Genomic DNA, 17643 nt, shown 5'->3' on the forward strand with positions numbered 1-17643 from the left:
GGTGGTTCCGGCGCTCTGAATGCCCTGTCGGATGTCGCATAACTGAAAACTGACGCCGTCTCATTTATTATCAATCACTAACAGCGCATTCCAAAGGTATGGTCTAAGGTGGCGAAGCAGGTCCCCGAACGCTCCAAGTCCGACGACAGCAAGGCGTCACGTCGCACGGCCGCGGCGGCGACGACCGACAATCCACGCCGCCAGCGCCTCTGGCGCGATCTGGGCCTGATCGCCATCGCGCCGGCCCTGTTGTATCTGGCGGCCAGTCTCTTCACGTATTCAGCGACTGATCCGGGCTGGTCGCATACCGGCAGCGTGGTCGCGCCGGTGCACAACCTGGGTGGCCGCGCCGGCGCCTGGATCGCCGACGTGCTGCTGCAGCTGTTCGGCTACATCGCCTTCCTGTTGCCCGTGGTGCTGGGCGCGCTGGCGTGGATCGCCATGTTCGGCCTCAAGCGCGAGAGCAAGGGCGAGAACGACCTGGACCCGGCGCTGCGCCTGGTTGGCCTGGTCGGTTTCCTGATCGCCGGCACCGGCTTCCTGCATGTGCGCCTGTTCAGTGGCGATGTCTCCAGTGCCGGCGGCATCCTCGGCAAGCTGGTCGGCAACTCGCTCACGGTGGGCTTCGGCGCGCTGGGCGCGAACCTGTTCGTGCTGGTGCTGCTGCTGGCCTCGATCACCCTGGCCACTGGGCTGTCCTGGTTCACGGTGATGGAGAAGATCGGCCGCGGGGTGATGTCACTGGCGCCGTTGCTGGCGCGCAAGAAGGAAGAAGTCACCGAGTGGCAGCAGACGCGGGTGATGCGCGAGGAGCGCCAGGAAGTGCGCAAGGCCGACGCCGAGGTGCGCGCCAAGCGCGAGCCGGTGAAGATCGAGCCGCGCCCGGAGCCGGTGATCGAGAAGAGTGATCGGGCCAAGCGGGACACGCAGATCCCGATGTTCCGTGGCGTCAACGGCGACGGCTCGGACCTGCCGCCGCTGGCCCTGCTGGACGACCCCAAGCCGCAGCCGGTGGGCTACGACAAGGAAACCCTGGACGCGCTGTCGCGGCAGATCGAGTTCAAGCTGAAGGACTTCCGCATCGAGGCCCAGGTGGTCGGCGCCAACCCCGGTCCGGTCATCACCCGCTTCGAGATCGAGCCCGCGCCGGGCATCAAGGTCAGCCAGATCAGTTCGCTCGACAAGGACATCGCGCGCGGCCTGTCGGTGAAGTCGGTGCGCGTGGTCGATGTGATTCCGGGCAAGTCGGTGATCGGCCTGGAAATTCCCAACGTCACCCGCGAGATGATCTACCTGTCCGAGCTGCTGCGCTCGAAGGAATACGACAAGTCGGCCAGCGTGCTGACCCTGGCGCTCGGCAAGGACATCGCCGGGCGCTCGACCGTGGCCGATCTGGCGCGCATGCCGCACCTGCTGGTGGCCGGTACCACCGGTTCGGGCAAGTCGGTGGCGGTCAACGCGATGGTGCTGAGCCTGCTGTTCAAGGCCTCGCCGAAAGACCTGCGGATGCTGATGATCGACCCGAAGATGCTCGAACTGAGCGTCTACCAGGGCATTCCGCACCTGCTGGCGCCGGTGGTCACCGACATGAAGGAGGCTGCCAACGGCCTGCGCTGGTGCGTGGCCGAAATGGAGCGCCGCTACAAGCTGATGAGCGCGGTGGGCGTGCGCAACCTGGCCGGCTTCAACAAGAAGGTGAAGGAAGCCCAGGACGCCGGCCAGCCGCTGATGGACCCGCTGTTCAAGCCGAACCCGGAGCTGGGCGAGGCGCCGCGGCCGCTGGAGACACTGCCGTTCATCGTCATCTTCATCGACGAATTCGCCGACATGATGATGATCGTCGGCAAGAAGGTGGAAGAGCTGATCGCGCGCCTCGCACAGAAGGCGCGTGCGGCCGGCATCCACCTGATCCTGGCCACGCAGCGCCCGTCGGTGGACGTGATCACCGGCCTGATCAAGGCCAACATCCCGACCCGTATCGCCTTCCAGGTCAGCTCCAAGATCGACTCGCGCACCATCCTCGACCAGTCCGGCGCGGAAACCCTGCTGGGCCACGGCGACATGCTGTACCTGCCGCCGGGCACCGCCATGCCCGAGCGCGTGCACGGCGCCTTCGTCTCCGACGAGGAAGTCCACCGCGTTGTCGAACACCTCAAGGCGATGGGCCCCGCCGACTATGTCGACGGCGTGCTGGACGAAGTGCAGACGATGGGTGACGGCGTGGTCGTCGGCGCCACCGGCCTGCCCGAGAACAGCGCTGCCGGCGATGAGTCCGACCCGTTGTATGACGAAGCGCTGCGGGTGGTCACCGAGACCCGCCGTGCCTCGATTTCCGGCGTGCAGCGCCGGCTGAAGATCGGCTACAACCGCGCGGCGCGACTGATCGAGGCCATGGAAGCGGCCGGCGTGGTCAGTTCGCCCGAGCACAACGGCGACCGCACGGTGCTGGCACCGCCGCCGCCGAAGTAAGACCTGACGTATCCCCCACGACGTCCAAGGAACCGACGCATGCTTCACCCCGTACCAAGCGCGCTGGCACTGGCGCTGGCAGCCTTCCTGGCTGCTGGCCCGGCACTGGCAGACACCGCCACCTCCGCGCCCGCCACGGCGCCGCCTTCCACCAGCGGCGATACCGAAGCCAGCAATAATTTCAGCATTGTCCGTTACCGCGCCGACTACCAGGTGCGGCCGGACGCGGGCAATGTGCAGACCGAAACCTACGAAGTCCTGCTCAAGACCAAGGCCTCGGTCGAGCAGTTCAGCCAGGTGCGGCTGAGCTACAGCGAGAAGATGGAGACGCTGGAAGTACTCGGCGCCTATACCATCACCGCCGACGGCCAGCGCCGCGACGTGCCAGCCGACCGCATCTACACCCAGGAGAGCTACTCCAGCGCCTCGGCGGCAATGTATGCCGACCGCAAGGTGAGGGTGATCGTATTCCCGAACCTGGCCCCGGGCACGCGCCTGTATTACCAGGTGCGCCGCACCCAGGCCACGCCGTACTTCCCCGGCTACTTCGGCCTGTGGGAAACCTTCAATGTCTTCACCGAGTACGAGGACGCCGAGGTCACCTTGAGTGCACCGGCCAACCTGCCGATGTTCGTCGACAGCCGCGGCGTGCAGGGCAGCGATCGCCCGACGGTCAAGAATGGACAGGCGCAGTGGCGCTGGCGCTACCAGCGGCGTGAAGCCATGCCAGCACAGAACTGGTCGGCGGCGGGCTGGGAGTTCGGCCCGAACATCATGGCCAGCACGTATCGTGACTGGTCGCAGATGGGTCGCGCCTACCAGCTCAAGGCTGGCCCGGCGGCGCAGGTCACGCCGGAACTGCAGGCGCTGGCCGACCAGATCACCGCCGGCATCAGCGACCGTCGCGAGCAGGCTGATGCGCTGTATCGCTGGGTCGCGCAGAACATCCGCTATGTGGCGGTGTACCTGGGCAACGGTGGCCTGGAACCGAACAGCGCGCAGAGCATCCTCGACAACCACTATGGTGACTGCAAGGATCACGTGACGATCCTCGAGGCACTGCTGGCGGCCAAGGGCATCGCCAGCTCGCCGGTGCTGATCGGTGCGGGCGGCGGCCCGACGCTGCCGAAGATTCCGGTGCTGGGCCGCTTCAACCACGCCATCACCTACATCCCCGAATTCGATCTGTACCTCGATTCGACCACCGCGTGGGCGCGCTTCGGCCAGCTGCCGGAGGGTGACCTGGGTGCGCCGGTGATGCGCACACGCGACGCCACGCTGGCACGCACCCCGGCCAACACGCCCGAACGCAACGCCACCTCGATGGAGGTGCGTTTCACCTTCGACGCCAACGGCAACCTGCGCGGCGAGACGATCCCGAAGCTGGGCGAGAACGCCGAGATCGGCATGCGCGCCCAGTTCTCCCAGCTCAACGCGCAGAACCGTGCGCGTGCTGAAGAGCAGATCATGGCCGCGTCCGGTTTCGATGGGCGAGGGCAGTTGCAGATCCAGGGCGTGCCAGGCGACCTGACCCGGCCCTTCGGCTATCGCATGGCGTTCCAGGCCGAGGACTACGCCGACTTCAGCGTGGCCGGCGGCATGGCCGTGCCGGACCCGCCGGGTGGCGAGTCGGTGCGCGGCCTGTACGCCACTGCCTCGGCGCCGGCCAACGAAACGCCGTTCTACTGCAACGCCAGCCTGCGCGAGGAAACTTATCGCCTGCAGTTCCCGGCCAATGCACCGATCATCGCCATCCCGGCGAGCCAGCGGTTCAGCAATGCTGCCGGCGAGTACCGCGTGGACTGGAGTCGCGAGGGGCAGGACGTGATCGTGCATCACCGTTTGCAGCAGAACGCGGTGCGTGGGCCGGAGGCGCTGTGCCAGCCGCGGGACTATCCGGCGTTCCGCGCGCTGTATCGCGAAGTGCGGCGCGGCTTCCGTGGCCAGGTGCTGTACGGCAAGCTGCCCGGCTCGGGCGGCTGAATCGCCGATGGACGTTCAGGGCGGCATAATGTCGCCCTGATCGCCCATTCATCTTTATCCGGGCACACTGGCAACCACCTTTCCTGGCGCCCGCGCCCACAGGATTCCCGCATGAACTTCCGCCTCCGCCGTTTCCTTGCCACCACCACCCTGGCCGTGGCCTGCACCGCCGCCGGCAGCGCCTGGGCAGGCGCCCGCGATGACCTGAAGACCTTCACCAGCGGCCTGAAGGGTCTGGATGGCCAGTTCAGCCAGCAGGTGTTTGACAGCCGCGGCAAGGTGAAGGAATCGACCAGCGGCCGCGTGGCCCTGTCGGCGCCGCGCCTGTTCCGTTGGGAATACGTGCGCCCGCACGAGCAGCTGATCGTGGCTGACGGCAAGAAGGTCTGGATGTACGAGCCGGACCTGGAACAGGCCACCGTGCGCGAGCAGGGCAAGGAGGAGCAGAACAGCCCACTGACCGCGCTGATCAACCCGGCGCTGCTGGAGCAGCAATACGACGTCAGCGAAGAGGCCGCGCAGCGCGATGGCCTGCAGTGGCTGTCGCTGTCGCCGAAGCGCGAAACCGAAGCCAGCTTCCAGTACGCCGCGCTGGGCTTCAACGCCCAGGGCCTGGCCAAGATGGAAATCACCGACGCGGTCGGCCAGCGCACCGTGATCAGCTTCAGTGGCTGGAAGCGCAACCCGGGCTTCGCCGCCGGTACCTTCAGCTTCACCCCGCCGAAGGGCACCGACGTCATCGGTAATTGATTCAGTCCGTGCCCTGGTGGGTGCCAACCGTTGGTTGGCACGCTCTTGATCTGCTTTGGCAGGTGTCAACCTTGGTTGACACGCTCTTGATCTGCCGGCCAGCGGCCGGCACTACCGGAATCGTGGTCACCCGGCGCGGTACAATAGCCGCGTGCCAAGACATCGCTCCACTTCCTTCCCCGGCCCCGATCTGCTGAGCGTTGATCGGGATCACCTGCGCCCGCTGGCCGAGCGCATGCGTCCGCGCACCCTCGACGAAATGGTCGGGCAGAAACGCCTGCTGGCGCCGGATAGTGCGCTGCGCCGCGCGGTCGAATCCGGGCGCGTGCATTCGATGATCCTGTGGGGGCCGCCCGGCTGCGGCAAGACCACGCTGGCGTTGCTGCTGGCCGAGTACTCCGACGCTGAATTCCGTGCCATCTCCGCGGTGCTGTCCGGCCTGCCGGAGGTGCGCCAGGTGTTGGCCGAGGCCGCGCAGCGCTTCGCCGAAGGCCGTCGCACCGTGCTGTTCGTGGACGAGGTGCATCGCTTCAACAAGGCGCAGCAGGATGCGTTCCTGCCGCACATCGAGCGCGGCACGATCCTGTTCGTCGGTGCCACCACCGAGAACCCGTCCTTCGAGCTGAACTCGGCGCTGCTGTCACGTTGCCGCGTGCATGTGCTGGAAGGCGTTTCGCCGACCGACATCGTCGAGGCGCTGGAACGTGCGCTGGGTGATCGCGAGCGTGGCCTGGGCGAGGAGGGCATCGAGGTCGCTCCCGAACTGCTGCTGGAAATCGCCACCGCCGCCGATGGTGATGTGCGTCGTGCGCTGACCCTGTTGGAGATCGCCGCCGAACTGGCAGGCGGGGAGGGCGGACGCATGACGCCGCAGACCCTGACCCAGGTGCTGGCCGATCGTACCCGTCGTTTCGACAAGGGTGGCGAGCAGTTCTACGACCAGATTTCGGCCCTGCACAAATCGGTACGCAGTTCCAATCCTGATGCGGCGCTGTACTGGCTGACCCGCATGCTCGATGGCGGTTGCGATCCGTCCTACCTGGCGCGCCGGCTGACCCGTATGGCCATCGAGGATATCGGCCTGGCCGATCCGCGCGCGCAGAGCATGGCGCTGGAAGCCTGGGACATCTACGAGCGGTTGGGTAGCCCGGAAGGCGAGCTGGCATTCGCGCAGCTGGTGCTCTATCTTGCCAGCACCGCCAAGTCGAATGCGGGCTACGCGGCCTTCAACCAGGCCAAGGCCGACGTGCGCGAAAGTGGCACCGAAGAAGTGCCGTTGCACCTGCGCAACGCGCCGACCAAGCTGATGAAGGAACTCGGCTACGGCGCCGAGTACCAGTACGACCATGACGCCGAAGGCGGCATCGCACTGGACCAGACCGGTTTCCCGGATGCGATGGGCGAACGGGTGTACTACAACCCGGTGCCGCGTGGCCTGGAGATCAAGCTGAAGGAAAAGCTGGATCGGTTGCGCGCTGAACGCGAAGCGGCGCGGGCGGCAAAGGGCCGTTGACCCTGCTTGTGTGGCGGATACGTCAATCTGCGCCGATTAGGATCAGGTTGGTGCCTGTGGGATGAAGCCAGAGAAAGACTTCCTGCTTGCCCTTGCGGAAGCCAGACGAGCAGACTGCTTGCCAGCCTTGCCCACAGTTGACCTCGGGGAATCCCTGGACGGTAGGGTGAGAATACTCGCGTGGCGTTGCGACCCACCCAGCCTTTAACAGGGCGCGGCGCAGCGCCTTGTAGTCCATTTCCCATTGCGCATCCACTGCCTTGAGTGCGCCAGGCATCGGTGGCGGGTTTGCCTTGAGGCTGCCCATTATGTAGCCGGGCTCTATGTAGTCAGGTTCTTTTGAGGGCAGTGCGGACGTCAGCAGTAAAGCGATCAGGATGCTCTTCATTTGCCCAGCGTAGTGATGTTGCTGCGCTGTGCAAATGGCGTTGACGCAAATGCCGCGGTGAGGAACAGAAGGGGCGCCCGGAGGCGTCCCTCACTAAGGTAGCCGAGGAGGGCTCGGCGCTACATTGTCCTGCGCGCGTTCATTTGGCACACTGCGCGGCTTCTCTTTTCAAGGATCGATGCCGTGCAGGAAATGATTCTGCCGTTGAAGCGCTATGCCCAGTTCGAGGGCCGCGCCAACCGCCGCGAGTATTGGATGTACCAGCTGTTCCTGTTCCTGGTGGCGACGGCGGTGATGCTGCTGGCCGGCGTGCTGGCGATCCTGCTGCGCAACAGTCCCGATGCGCTGGCCGGCATCCTGATCGGGATGGTGGTGCTGCTCTGTGTGATGTGGCTGGCGACGATCGTGCCGCTGATCGCGGTGACCGTGCGGCGCCTGCATGACTGCAACCAGTCGGGCTGGCTGTTCCTGTTGGCGCTGGTGCCGGGCGGTGGAATCGTGATCATGATCTTCTCGCTGCTGCCGGGCACGCCGCAGGAGAATGTCTATGGTCCGGTGCCTTCGGGGCCGTGACGCTGCGCGAGTCGAGCATGGCTCGACTCTACAGAGGCAAGGAAGAGAAGCCGGCATTTCGCCGGCTTCGTCGTTACTTCAGGCTGCAATCGCCGAAGGACAGGTAGTCCGTGCCGGAGCTGAACTGCAGCGTGCAACTGGCGGTGAAGATGGCACCTTCCTCCAGGGCGCCCAGCCTGGCGGCCTGCTGGTCATCGGAGGTGGTCAGCCGGGCCAGGACATTGCCCTGGTCATCGCCGGCCTCGATGAGCGGTTCGCCCGCCAGGTTGCTGGAGACGCCCAGCGCCACAGCGGTGAAGGTCACCGTCTGGTTGAGTTCTTCCATGCTCAGGGTCGAATTGCCGGCCTCTTCATAGGCCTGGTAGAGCGTCGGCAGATCCTGCGCGGCGTGCGCGGCCAACGGTGCAAGCAGGCCGAGGGTAAGGGCGATCAGTGCGGTGTGCTTCAAGGGGGTCTCACAATCATGGGATCCAATCCCATGGCGGTCGTGGCGCGATGAACGCGACCCGGCCGGCGGCAGGTGCCCGCCCTCCGTGGCCGCGCTGTAAGCGGGGCGATCCAATGCCCCGGTGGCCGGCAAAATAGGGGAAATGCCGTGCCCAGCGCAACCGGGTCGTCGCACGCGCGATACACAGCGTGACGTTCGATCGATGTGATAATCATTCGCGTTTAAGGTAGACTGCGGTCCCTTGTGAACCGGCGGCCCTGGGCCGCTTCTGCCGCCGCTGATGAAGCATTTCGTCCCGCCTTCGCGCCGTGGCCTGCTGGCCCGCGGCCTGGCCGCCTTGATGATGGGTCTGCTCCTGGCCACCCCGTATGCCTATGCACAGCAGCGCAATCCGCTGCAGAAGATCGGCCACACCGTGCTTGACGAGCCGGCGGCCAGCTATCGCTTCGAGCATTTCGTGGTGGACAGCCCGGACCAGCAGCGCCGTTGGCGGGTGAACCTGGCGATCCCGGCCAAGGCCGGCAAGACGCCATCCCCGGTGTTGTACGCGCTGGACGGGAACGCCGTCGCCATGGTCCTGGACCAGCCGCTGCTGGCCGAACTGGCCACGTGCAAGGCGCCACCGGTGCTGGTGCTGATGGGCTACGACAATGACCTGCGCATCGATTCCAAGGCGCGCACCCGTGACTACACCGCGTGGATCGACCGTGCCGACGACGAGAGCGGTACAACCCAGGTGGTCGGTGGTGGTGCCGCGGCCTTCCTGGATGTGATCGAGCGCCGCATCAAGCCGGAAGTCGAGCGTCGTGCACGCATCAATACGCAGCAGCAAGCGCTGTGGGGGCACTCGCTGGGCGGGTTGTTCGTGCTCAATGCGCTGTACACCCGTCCCGCCGCCTTCCAGTCCTATCTGGCGGCCAGCCCGTCGCTGTGGTGGAGCCAGGGCGCGGCGCTGGGTGATCCGGAACAGCAGTTCGTGCAGAACGTGCATGGCCAGCCGGCAAAGCTCTGGCTGATGCTGGGCGGCGCCGAGCGAGTCGGTGATCGTGGCAAGCGCGACATGAACAATCCGCGCGTGGTCGCGCACCTGCGCCGCATCGGTGGCGCCACCCCGGATGCGGCGATGCAGTTGTCCGAACGGTTGGCCAAGGTGCCGGGCCTGAGCGTGCAGTACCGCGAGTTCGACGGCCTCGGCCACGGCCCGATGCTGCCCGCGTCGTTCCATGCCGCGTTGCATGAGCTGTACGGCGTAACCGACCGCAGTGCCGGCGATGGCGCGCCCAGCGGTGGTGACAACGGCGCCGAATGAATCCCTTCGCACGCGACGTCGTGCGACCCCACTACCCAGGCGAGGCTGCCGACGTGCAGCGGCCCAGGCAACCGATGAATCCCGCGCTACGTGGCGCGGCCTACGTGTGCAAGGAGCCTTCCATGTCGTTCCGTCCGTCTTTCCGTCTTACCTCTCTCGCCGCCGGCCTGTTGCTGGCCGTGACCGCCACCGCGCAGCCGGTGTTCGATCAGCCGGCCAACGCCACCTTCAAGGGCGAGGTCGTCTCGCGCGGTGAGAACGTGGTTCCCGGCAGCACTGCCGACGTGGTCGGTCGCGGCTTCGTGCCGGGCCAGAAAGTCAGCCTGCTGCGTGGCGACAGCGTGCTCAACACGCAGCCGGTGGTGGTCGATGCTGATGGCAACTTCAAGACCCAGCTGAGCATTCCGGGCGATGCGGTGCCGGGTACCCACCCGGTGGTGGTACGCGCCAGCCAGCCGGCTGCAGCCACCGTGCTGAAGCTGCGCGTGTCGCCGCAGCTGCCGCTGTCCGGCCAGGCGCAGTTCGCCACCCAGTCCAACAAGCTGGTGCCGGGCCTGTACCAGTCCGCCTACAGCGCCGCCAGCAATGCCGTGTTCGTCACCTCGGCCGTGGGCCGCCCGCCGGTGACCCAGTCGCAGCTTCTGAAGCTGGACCCGAAGACCCTGAAGGTGACCAGGGCGATCACCCCGGCGCAGGTGCCGGGCAGCACCAATGGTGCGGTGTACGCGGTCTATGGCGTGGGCGTGGATGACACCAACGGCAATGTGTGGGTGACCAATACCCGCCAGAATTCGATTGCGGTCTATCGCCAGAAGGATCTGTCGCTGGTCCACCAGTTCCCGATCGATGCCGTGCCGCATGCGCGTGACGTGGTGGTCGACGGCACCCACGGCAAGGTGTTCGCCTCGGCCACGGGAGAGGACCATCTGTCGGTGTTCGATGCGAAGACGTTCGAGGAACTGCCGCAGGTGACGCTGGAATCCGGCGTGGATGACGGCAAGTTCACCCCGATGAGCCTGGTGCTGGACGAAAAGGCTGGCAAGCTGTTCACCGTCAGCATCGGCACCCCGGAAGCGGCGGTGATCGATGTGGCCAGCGGCAAGGTCGAGAAGGTCATCGACCTGGGCAACTCAATCAGTGCCTCGGGCGTGGCCTTCGACGCCGCGCGCAACCGCCTGTACGTGGCCTCGCAGGGCACCGACAACCTGCTGATCGTTGATGTGGCCGCCGGCAAGGTGCTGCACGATGTGCCGGTCGGCGCCGGCGCGCTGAACGTCGCCTTCGATGATGCCTCCGGCCTGGCCTACGTCAGCAACCGTGGCGCTGGCACGGTCACCGTGGTGAACGGTGACGGCAAGGTGGTCGCCAACCTTGATGGCGGCACGCTGCCGAACCACGTCCGCGCCGATGGCAAGGGCAACGTGTTCGCGGTGAACAAGTCGCGTGGCGCTGAAGACCCGAAGGGTGACCGCATCACCCGTATCACCCCGAAGCAGTAAGTCACAGGGCAGGGCGGCGTGCGCGTCGCCCTGCCAGCAAGGAGAACGTCCATGAACATCGCGTCCCGTCTGCGCCTGTGTGCGCTCCCGCTGGCCGTTTCGCTGGCGCTGGCCGCCTGTGGCGGCTCGTCGGCTCCCTCCGATGGCAAGGCGCCGGCCGAGCCGCCCGCGGCAACGGCGGCGGCTGCGGAAACCGCGCTGCCGGCAGGTTGGCAGCGTGTGGCCGGTGCCGAAATGCCGGCCGTACACGACCAGAAGGCCGTGCTTCCGGCCAAGGTGCATTCCGATGATGGCGCCGACGTCGAAGTGGCCGACACCAGCCGGATCATTGCCGGTGGTGACGATGTCATCGCGGTGATCGAGGCGCTGGGGCTGGGCAAGCAGGTGTTCGCTGCGCCAACCAACACCACCACCCACGCCGGCCTGGCCGCACCGCACCAGTTCCTGTTCAACCGAACCACTGGCGTGGAGGGCGTGCTGAGCCTGCAGGGCTCGTTGTTCCTCGGCAACAGCCTGCGCCGCCACACCGAGCTGGCCAGGAAGCTGCGCGAAGTGGGCGAGCCGGCCGTGGTCATCGATGACCTGCAGCCGGCCCCGGACAAGGTGCGCAAGGTCGCCGCCGCACTAGGGCTGGCCGAGGCAGGGCAGACACTTGCCACGCAGGTGCAGCGTCAGCTCGACGAGGCTGCAGCGATTGGCAAGGGCCTGGGCCATGCGCCACGAGTGATCCATGTCTCGGCAACAGGTGCCGGTGGCTCGCCGACCGTTGCGGGCGCCGACAGCGCGTCGGCGCAGCTGATCGCGTTGGCCGGTGGCGTCAACATCGGCACCGAGGCCGGGGTGAAGAACTACTCGCAGCTGAGCAATGAAGGCGTGGTTGCCGCGGCACCGGAGGTGATCCTGGTGACCGAGCACGATCTGCAGCTGTTCGGCGGTGCCGAAGGCCTGTGGAAGGCGTACCCGACGCTGAGGCAGACCCCGGCTGGGCAGGCCAACCGGGTCTGGGTAATGCCGGATGTGCAGCTGAAGTACACCAGTGTCGGCTCCGGTGCCGGTGCGCTGGCGCTGGCGAAGGCGCTGGCGAAGGCGTTCGCGGCGATGCCGAAGGCATGAGTCCAGCGGATCGCCGCCGCCGTCGCGGGCGGACGATGTTGATGGTGGCGTTGCTGGCACTGCTGGGTGCGGTGCTGGCCTCGTTCGCCGTGGGCCCGCTGCGGCTGCCGCCGCTGGAGGTGATGCAGGCGTTGGCGGTGAAGCTGGGCCTGCTCGATCCGCAGGCGGTCAGCAGCCGCGACCTCGCCGTGGTCTGGCAGCTGCGCATTCCGCGCGCCCTGTTGGGCGCGATGGTGGGCGCGTCGCTGGCGATGGCCGGTGCCAGCCTGCAGGGCCTGTTCGGCAACCCGCTGGCCGACCCCGGCATCGTCGGTGTCAGCCAGGGTGCTGCGCTGGGCGCGGTGGCCGCCATCGTGCTGGGCGCTGCGGGTGCGGCGGGCTGGCTGGTGCCTGTGGCGGCGTTCGCCGGCGGTGCGCTGGCGATCGGCCTGACCTACGCGCTGGCGCGGCCCGGCAAGGGCAGTGGCAATGCCACGCTGCTGCTGGTCGGTATCGCGATGGCCGCGTTCTGCTCGGCGCTGATCGGTTTCCTCACGTACATCGCCAGCGAGAGCGAGCTGCAGTCGCTGGTGTTCTGGCAGATGGGCTCGCTGGCGCGCGCCAACTGGGCCGACGTGGCGGCAGTAGTGCCGTTGTTTGCGATTGGCGTGTTCGCGTTGCAGCGGCTGGCCACGCCGCTGGACATGCTGGCGCTGGGCGAGTGCCAGGCACAGCACCTCGGGCTGGATGTCACCCGCACGCGCCGTCGCCTGGTGGCGTTCAGTGCGTTGCTGGTAGGGGCGGCGGTGGCGTTTGCCGGTTCGATCAGTTTCGTTGGCCTGGTGGTGCCGCACGTGGCGCGCCTGCTGGTCGGTCCCGGTCATCGCTGGTTGCTGCCGTTGTCCGGCCTGCTGGGCGCGCTGCTGATCGTGGTGGCCGACACCGCGGCTCGCACGTTGGATCCGCCGGCAGAGATTCCGCTGGGCTTGTTCTCGGCAGCGTTGGGTGCGCCGTTCTTCCTCTGGCTGGTGCTGCAGCAGCGCCGCAAGGCTGCCCCATGAGCGTGCTATTGAAGCTGCATGAGGTAGTGGTCCGCCGCCAGCAGCGTGAAATCCTGCACGGTATCTCGCTGGCGTTCGAACCGGGTACGGTGACCGCTCTGGTTGGCCCAAATGGCGCGGGCAAGTCCACGCTGCTGGCGGTCGCGGCCGGCGACCTGCGCGCTGATGCGGGCGAGGTGAGCCTGCTGGGCAAGCCGCTGGCCAGCTACAAGGCCGGACCACTGGCGCGCGAGCGCGCGGTGATGCCACAGGAGCACGGCGTGCGCTTTGCCTTCAGCGTGGAGGAAGTGGTGGCGATGGGGCGGTTGCCACATCCGCCGGATCCAGTGGTGGATGACGCCCAGGTGGAAGCGGCCATCGATGCCGCCGAACTGCAGGCGCTGCGCCTGCGCGAGGTGCAGCAGCTGTCCGGTGGCGAATCCGCGCGTACCACGTTCGCGCGCGTGCTGGCACAGGACACCCCGTTGCTGCTGCTGGACGAGCCGACCGCCGCACTGGATCTACGTCATCAGGAGCGCACGCTGCGCAGTGTGCGTGCCTGTGCCGAGGCCGGTGCGTGCGTGATCGTGGTGCTGCACGATCTGAATCTGGCGGCCGGTTATGCCGATCGCATCGTGCTGCTGGAGCAGGGCAGGGTGGCGGCCGACGGAACACCATTGCAGGTGCTGACCGAAGACAACCTGCAGCGGGTCTACCAGCAGGATGTGGTGGTGCTGGAGCATCCGCGGCGCGGGGTGCCGCTGGTGGTGGTGACCTGAGCATCAACGCGCTCTGCCAGGCGACGTATCATGTGCGGTTCGTTCTCTTCAATGGACTGATGCAATGATCCGTACTGTTTCACATGGCGTGCTGCTCTCGGCAATGGTCGCCTCCGTATGCGCCGCCAGCACTGCGTCGGCATCCTCGGTTTCCCTGATCAAGGCCGCCGAGCAGGCCTCGCTGATCGAGAGCCGGTATTCCGCTGGCGGGAGCGCTCCTGTGGTTCCGGTGGCGACCCGCTATTTCGCCAGTGATGAAGTGCTCATCAGCTGGGACGACCAGCAGGTACTGATGTTGTGCAGGGAGGCGGTGTACCTTCAGATTCCTGCCGGCAAGGCAGGTGACGTTGCGCTGGCCACCGAACAGCGGCAGATGATTGCCTACCAGGCGCTGATGTCCGGAATGGGTTCGGTTGCGGCCGTGGCAGAAGCGGCGGGTGATTCCGTGGTGGTGGCAGACGACGGTAGCGAGACCCGTCGCGCGGGAGAGAGCAGCTGGGCCTACGGGGTGGAACGCCATGAAGTCACCACCCAACGCATGGCCGATGGCGCGCTGCGGATCCGGGCGCGCAAGACCGAGACCATGAACAAGGCCAAGCCTGCGGAGCCAGGCGATATGTTCAGCACCGAAGACGACCAGGCTGCACGATTGTCGGAGCTGGCGCCGGTCGGCAGCTGGACCGAGGTGGTGATCCATGGTGGCCCGCGCCAGGCGCAGGTGGATCTGGCGATGTCGTTGAAGGGATGGATCTCGATGGGGGGCGACCAGGCGGCGACCGTGGGTGAGGCGCGCAAGCTGCACAACTGCAACTAAGGCAGGGGAGGGGTCAGAGCCCTTGGCCGTCGCAAAGGGGTCCGACCCCGATGCCCGCCGGCTTCATCGTTCCATTTATGTGCGCAATATTCACTTGCGCGCCAGATTGGCAGGTCTAGAATGCGCCCCATGAACCGGATGCCGCTCCTGAAGTTTTTCACCCTGACCCGCGCAAGCGCGGAACGGGCGTGTCTGCCTGGAGCCCCACGAGGCCGTTGAAGCGGCCATCGCTGGACCTTCGACAGAGCGCCCTCCGGGGCGCTCTTTTCGTTTCCGCAGTTCCATTTCCCGTAACCCGATGTACCGCAAGGAGAACGTGCCATGCACCAGATCGCCGAGACCGAACGCTAGCCGCGCACCCTGTCGCCAACCGGGGTGCGCGGCCCCCGAAGTTGGCTTTGCAGGAACCTTTCTCATGAATACCCAAGTCCTTTCCCGCCGTCGCAACCTTGGCATCATTGCCCACATCGACGCCGGCAAAACCACCCTGACCGAACGCCTGCTGTGGAAAAGCGGCGAGATCCATCGCGTCGGCGAAGTGCACGACGGCAATGCGACCACCGACTTTTCGGCGATCGAGCGCGAGCGTGGCATCACCATCGGCGCTGCCGCCGTGCAGGCGCAGTGGGCGCCGCGTGACCTGCCGCCGCATCGGCTCACCCTGATCGACACCCCCGGCCACATCGACTTCGCGATCGAAGTCGAACGTTCACTGCGCGTGCTCGACGGTGCCGTGGCCGTGTTCTCGGCCGTGGACGGCGTGCAGCCGCAGTCCGAGACGGTGTGGCGCCAGGCGCGCCGCCATCGCGTGCCGCTGATCGCTTTCGTCAACAAGATGGACCGCGTCGGCGCTTCGTTCGAGCGCGTGCTGGAGCAGCTGCAGGACAAGCTGCAGGCACGTCCGTGGGCGCTGGGCGTACCGCTGGGCAGCGAAGGTGGCTTCAACGGTTGGGTCGATCTGGTCGATGAGCGCGTGCTGCAGTGGCAGGATGGTGCCGCAACCACGATGACCCCGTGGGACGGCGCGGTGCGCGCCCAGTGGCAGGCACAGCGCGATGCGCTGGTCGAAGCCGTGGCTGATCACGACGAGCAGCTGGCCGATGCCTGGCTGGAAGGGCGCGTGATCGATGCCGAACAGCTGCGCGCAGCGATCCGTCGGGCGACGCTGGCGGGTGCGGGCGTGCCTGTGCTGGCCGGTGCCGCGTTCAAGGACAAGGGCATCGAGACGCTGCTGGACGCCGTGGTCGATTACCTGCCATCGCCGTTGGACCGGCCTGCCGTGACCGCTGAAAGCGAGCGCGGCGAGGTGGTACTGCCGCCGGACCCGGATGGTCCGCTGGCAGGCTTGCTGTTCAAGATCACCCATCAGCAGCACGGCGCCCTCAGCTTCGTGCGCCTGTACTCGGGCACCTTGAAGGTGGGCGACGCGGTGGCCAGCTCGCAGCATCCGCAGGGCCGGCGTGTCAGCCGGCTGGTGCGGGTGCAGGCCGACCAGACTCACGACATCGAACAGGCCGTGGCCGGTGACATCGTCGCGGTGCTGGGCTGGAAGGATGCGGTCAGCGGCGAAACGCTGAGCGGCCGTGCGCAGCCGCTGCGCCTGGAGAACATCCAGGCACAGGCGCCGGTGCTGGCCTGGCGGCTGGAGCCGGCGCGTGCGGCCGACCTGATCCGGATGGCGCAGGGCCTGGCCAGCCTGGCCCAGGAAGATCCGTCGTTCCGCGTCGAAACCGATCGCGACACGGCGGAGACCCTGGTCTGGGGAATGGGCGAGCTGCACCTGGAGGTGATGGTCGAACGCCTGCGCAGCGAATGGAAGGTGGATGTGGGCGTGGGCTCGCCGCGCGTGGCCTACCAGGAGACGCCGATGCGTGCGATGACCGGCGTCGTCGGGCGGCTGGTCAAGCAGACCGGTGGCCAGGGCCAGTTCGCGCACGTGGTACTGGATGTATTGCCGCGCGAGGACGACCAGGTGGTGTTCAACGACCGCATTGTCGGTGGCGTGGTGCCGCGCAGCTTCATCGCTGCGGTGGAGAAGGGCGTGCGTGCCGCGCTGTCGGAAGGGCCGCAGGGCCATCCGGTGGTCGGTATCGAGGTCAGTCTTGTCGATGGCCAGACCCATGCCAAGGACTCGTCGGAGATGGCGTTCCATCGTGCGGGTGCCGAGGCGATCAAGGCCGCGCTGGCCGAGGGTGGCACGCAGCTGCTGGAACCGGTGATGGCGGTGACGGTGCATTCGCCATCAGCGTCGGTGGGTGATGTGGTGGGCGACCTCAACCGTCGCCATGGTCGCATTGCCCGCATCGACGACCAGGACGGTCGCGCCGAGGTCAGTGGCTTTGCGCCGCTGGCGCAGCTGGTGGGTTACACCACGTCGCTGCGTTCGCTCAGCCAGGGGCGGGCGAGCAGCGAGGCGCACCTGCACGGCTATGAGCCGGTACGCGCTGCATGAGGAAGGTGAAGGGAGCCCGTTCGCGGGCTCCCTTTTTTGCGACGGCTTTTTGCATTGCATTGCAACAAAACTGCAGAAAAAGCTGGATTAAAGTGATGCCTCACGATAAATTGCGCACCCCCCGTTGCTCGCCGCCGCCCGCACCCCTCTCATGCGTGATGACAAAGACCCCGGAACCCTGGAGCTGACCCTGCCGCGAAAGCGCGGCCGTCCGCCCAAGTTCGGGTACGCAATGAGTGACGCGCAGCGGGCCGCACGCTACCGCGCGCGCCGGGCAGGGCAGGCCAACCACGCCGATGTGCGCGCCTGCTCGGACATGGTGCTGCTGGACAAGATCCGCGCCGCAGTCAGCGCGCGCGACACCGAGCTGGCCGGCTTCCTGGTCCACGTGCTCTGGCAGCGCTACCCCCTGCAGCTGAAATAGGCCGTCGGTGGGGTGGCCGTTGTCATCGAGCTTGTTGATAATGCGGGATTCAGGTTGTTCCCGCTGGCGCGCCCGGGATGGCAGGCGCGCATGATCGAACGGTTCCCAAG

General features: G+C 66.7%; 15 protein-coding genes. 13 read left to right on the top strand and 2 right to left on the bottom strand.

The genetic code is table 11. The features are described 5' to 3' along the window. Nucleotides 1-108: 108 nt before the first annotated feature. From ACW5IY_RS10880 to ACW5IY_RS10895, 4 genes are all read left to right on the top strand, one after another. Nucleotides 109-2469, top strand: coding sequence for a DNA translocase FtsK (locus ACW5IY_RS10880; RefSeq protein ID WP_049436384.1), 2361 nt, complete (start codon nt 109-111; stop codon nt 2467-2469). Nucleotides 2470-2508: 39 nt separating this feature from the next. Next, nucleotides 2509-4452: a DUF3857 domain-containing protein gene (locus tag ACW5IY_RS10885; RefSeq protein WP_049436385.1), complete on the top strand. Its 1944-nt coding sequence runs from the start codon at nt 2509-2511 to the stop codon at nt 4450-4452. 111 nt (nt 4453-4563) lie between these two features. Continuing rightward, entirely contained in the window at nt 4564-5202 is a 639-nt protein-coding gene (gene lolA, locus ACW5IY_RS10890; protein WP_049436386.1) for an outer membrane lipoprotein chaperone LolA, read from the top strand. Nucleotides 5203-5437: 235 nt separating this feature from the next. Continuing rightward, complete coding sequence (locus ACW5IY_RS10895) at nt 5438-6715, top strand: replication-associated recombination protein A (protein ID WP_239682881.1); 1278 nt, start codon at nt 5438-5440, stop codon at nt 6713-6715. A 22-nt stretch (nt 6716-6737) separates the two neighbouring features. Here the strand turns inward: ACW5IY_RS10895 and ACW5IY_RS10900 are convergent, their stop codons facing one another. Further along, nucleotides 6738-7103, bottom strand: a complete 366-nt coding sequence (locus tag ACW5IY_RS10900; protein WP_049436388.1) for a hypothetical protein — start codon at nt 7101-7103, stop codon at nt 6738-6740. A gap of 183 nt (nt 7104-7286) precedes the next feature. Between ACW5IY_RS10900 and ACW5IY_RS10905 the strand changes: the two genes are divergently transcribed. Continuing rightward, the gene (locus ACW5IY_RS10905; protein ID WP_029550756.1) at nt 7287-7676 is read left to right on the top strand and encodes a DUF805 domain-containing protein; all 390 of its coding nucleotides are present in this window, start codon (nt 7287-7289) and stop codon (nt 7674-7676) included. 73 nt (nt 7677-7749) lie between these two features. On the opposite strand, the gene ACW5IY_RS10910 is transcribed toward ACW5IY_RS10905, so the two are convergent. Further along, nucleotides 7750-8124 carry a hypothetical protein gene (locus tag ACW5IY_RS10910; RefSeq protein ID WP_049436389.1) on the bottom strand — a complete coding sequence of 125 codons (375 nt, stop codon included), beginning with the start codon at nt 8122-8124 and terminating at the stop codon, nt 7750-7752. Nucleotides 8125-8404: 280 nt separating this feature from the next. Here ACW5IY_RS10910 and ACW5IY_RS10915 point away from each other — a divergent pair, with 280 nt between their 5' ends. The 8 genes from ACW5IY_RS10915 (at nt 8405) to ACW5IY_RS10950 (ending at nt 17533) form a co-directional block, all read left to right on the top strand. Beyond that, nucleotides 8405-9433, top strand: coding sequence for an alpha/beta hydrolase-fold protein (locus ACW5IY_RS10915; RefSeq protein WP_049436390.1), 1029 nt, complete (start codon nt 8405-8407; stop codon nt 9431-9433). 122 nt (nt 9434-9555) lie between these two features. Continuing rightward, nucleotides 9556-10932 (top strand): beta-propeller fold lactonase family protein, encoded by a 1377-nt coding sequence (locus ACW5IY_RS10920; RefSeq protein ID WP_049436391.1) that lies wholly within the window; start codon nt 9556-9558, stop codon nt 10930-10932. Between the two features lie 51 nt (nt 10933-10983). After that, nucleotides 10984-12045, top strand: coding sequence for an ABC transporter substrate-binding protein (locus ACW5IY_RS10925; RefSeq protein WP_049436392.1), 1062 nt, complete (start codon nt 10984-10986; stop codon nt 12043-12045). Further along, a complete protein-coding gene (locus ACW5IY_RS10930; RefSeq protein WP_049436393.1) occupies nt 12042-13085 on the top strand; it encodes an iron ABC transporter permease in 1044 nt (347 codons plus the stop codon). Before ACW5IY_RS10925 ends, ACW5IY_RS10930 begins: the two co-directional genes overlap by 4 nt. Further along, nucleotides 13082-13843, top strand: coding sequence for a heme ABC transporter ATP-binding protein (locus ACW5IY_RS10935; RefSeq protein ID WP_021201792.1), 762 nt, complete (start codon nt 13082-13084; stop codon nt 13841-13843). The genes ACW5IY_RS10930 and ACW5IY_RS10935 overlap by 4 nt, the downstream gene beginning before the upstream one ends. Nucleotides 13844-13907: 64 nt before the next feature. After that, entirely contained in the window at nt 13908-14657 is a 750-nt protein-coding gene (locus ACW5IY_RS10940) for a hypothetical protein (RefSeq protein ID WP_049436394.1), read from the top strand. A gap of 415 nt (nt 14658-15072) precedes the next feature. Further along, nucleotides 15073-17109 (top strand): elongation factor G, encoded by a 2037-nt coding sequence (gene fusA / locus ACW5IY_RS10945; protein ID WP_049436395.1) that lies wholly within the window; start codon nt 15073-15075, stop codon nt 17107-17109. A gap of 151 nt (nt 17110-17260) precedes the next feature. Further along, on the top strand, nt 17261-17533 hold the full coding sequence (locus ACW5IY_RS10950) for a hypothetical protein (RefSeq protein WP_006366874.1): 273 nt from the start codon (nt 17261-17263) through the stop codon (nt 17531-17533). Nucleotides 17534-17643 lie beyond the last annotated feature (110 nt).

It is taken from the genome of Stenotrophomonas sp. C-A, assembly GCF_054030835.1.

Excerpts from the sequence above, each read along its gene's own strand:
- ACW5IY_RS10885 (WP_049436385.1), top strand. The coding sequence starts at position 2,509 with ATGCTTCACCCCGTACCAAGCGCGCTGGCACTGGCGCTGGCAGCCTTC.
- lolA (WP_049436386.1), top strand. The coding sequence starts at position 4,564 with ATGAACTTCCGCCTCCGCCGTTTCCTTGCCACCACCACCCTGGCCGTG.
- ACW5IY_RS10895 (WP_239682881.1), top strand. The coding sequence starts at position 5,438 with ATGCGTCCGCGCACCCTCGACGAAATGGTCGGGCAGAAACGCCTGCTG.
- ACW5IY_RS10900 (WP_049436388.1), bottom strand. The coding sequence starts at position 7,103 with ATGAAGAGCATCCTGATCGCTTTACTGCTGACGTCCGCACTGCCCTCA.
- ACW5IY_RS10915 (WP_049436390.1), top strand. The coding sequence starts at position 8,405 with ATGAAGCATTTCGTCCCGCCTTCGCGCCGTGGCCTGCTGGCCCGCGGC.
- ACW5IY_RS10920 (WP_049436391.1), top strand. The coding sequence starts at position 9,556 with ATGTCGTTCCGTCCGTCTTTCCGTCTTACCTCTCTCGCCGCCGGCCTG.
- ACW5IY_RS10925 (WP_049436392.1), top strand. The coding sequence starts at position 10,984 with ATGAACATCGCGTCCCGTCTGCGCCTGTGTGCGCTCCCGCTGGCCGTT.
- ACW5IY_RS10930 (WP_049436393.1), top strand. The coding sequence starts at position 12,042 with ATGAGTCCAGCGGATCGCCGCCGCCGTCGCGGGCGGACGATGTTGATG.
- ACW5IY_RS10935 (WP_021201792.1), top strand. The coding sequence starts at position 13,082 with ATGAGCGTGCTATTGAAGCTGCATGAGGTAGTGGTCCGCCGCCAGCAG.
- ACW5IY_RS10940 (WP_049436394.1), top strand. The coding sequence starts at position 13,908 with ATGATCCGTACTGTTTCACATGGCGTGCTGCTCTCGGCAATGGTCGCC.
- fusA (WP_049436395.1), top strand. The coding sequence starts at position 15,073 with ATGAATACCCAAGTCCTTTCCCGCCGTCGCAACCTTGGCATCATTGCC.
- ACW5IY_RS10950 (WP_006366874.1), top strand. The coding sequence starts at position 17,261 with ATGCGTGATGACAAAGACCCCGGAACCCTGGAGCTGACCCTGCCGCGA.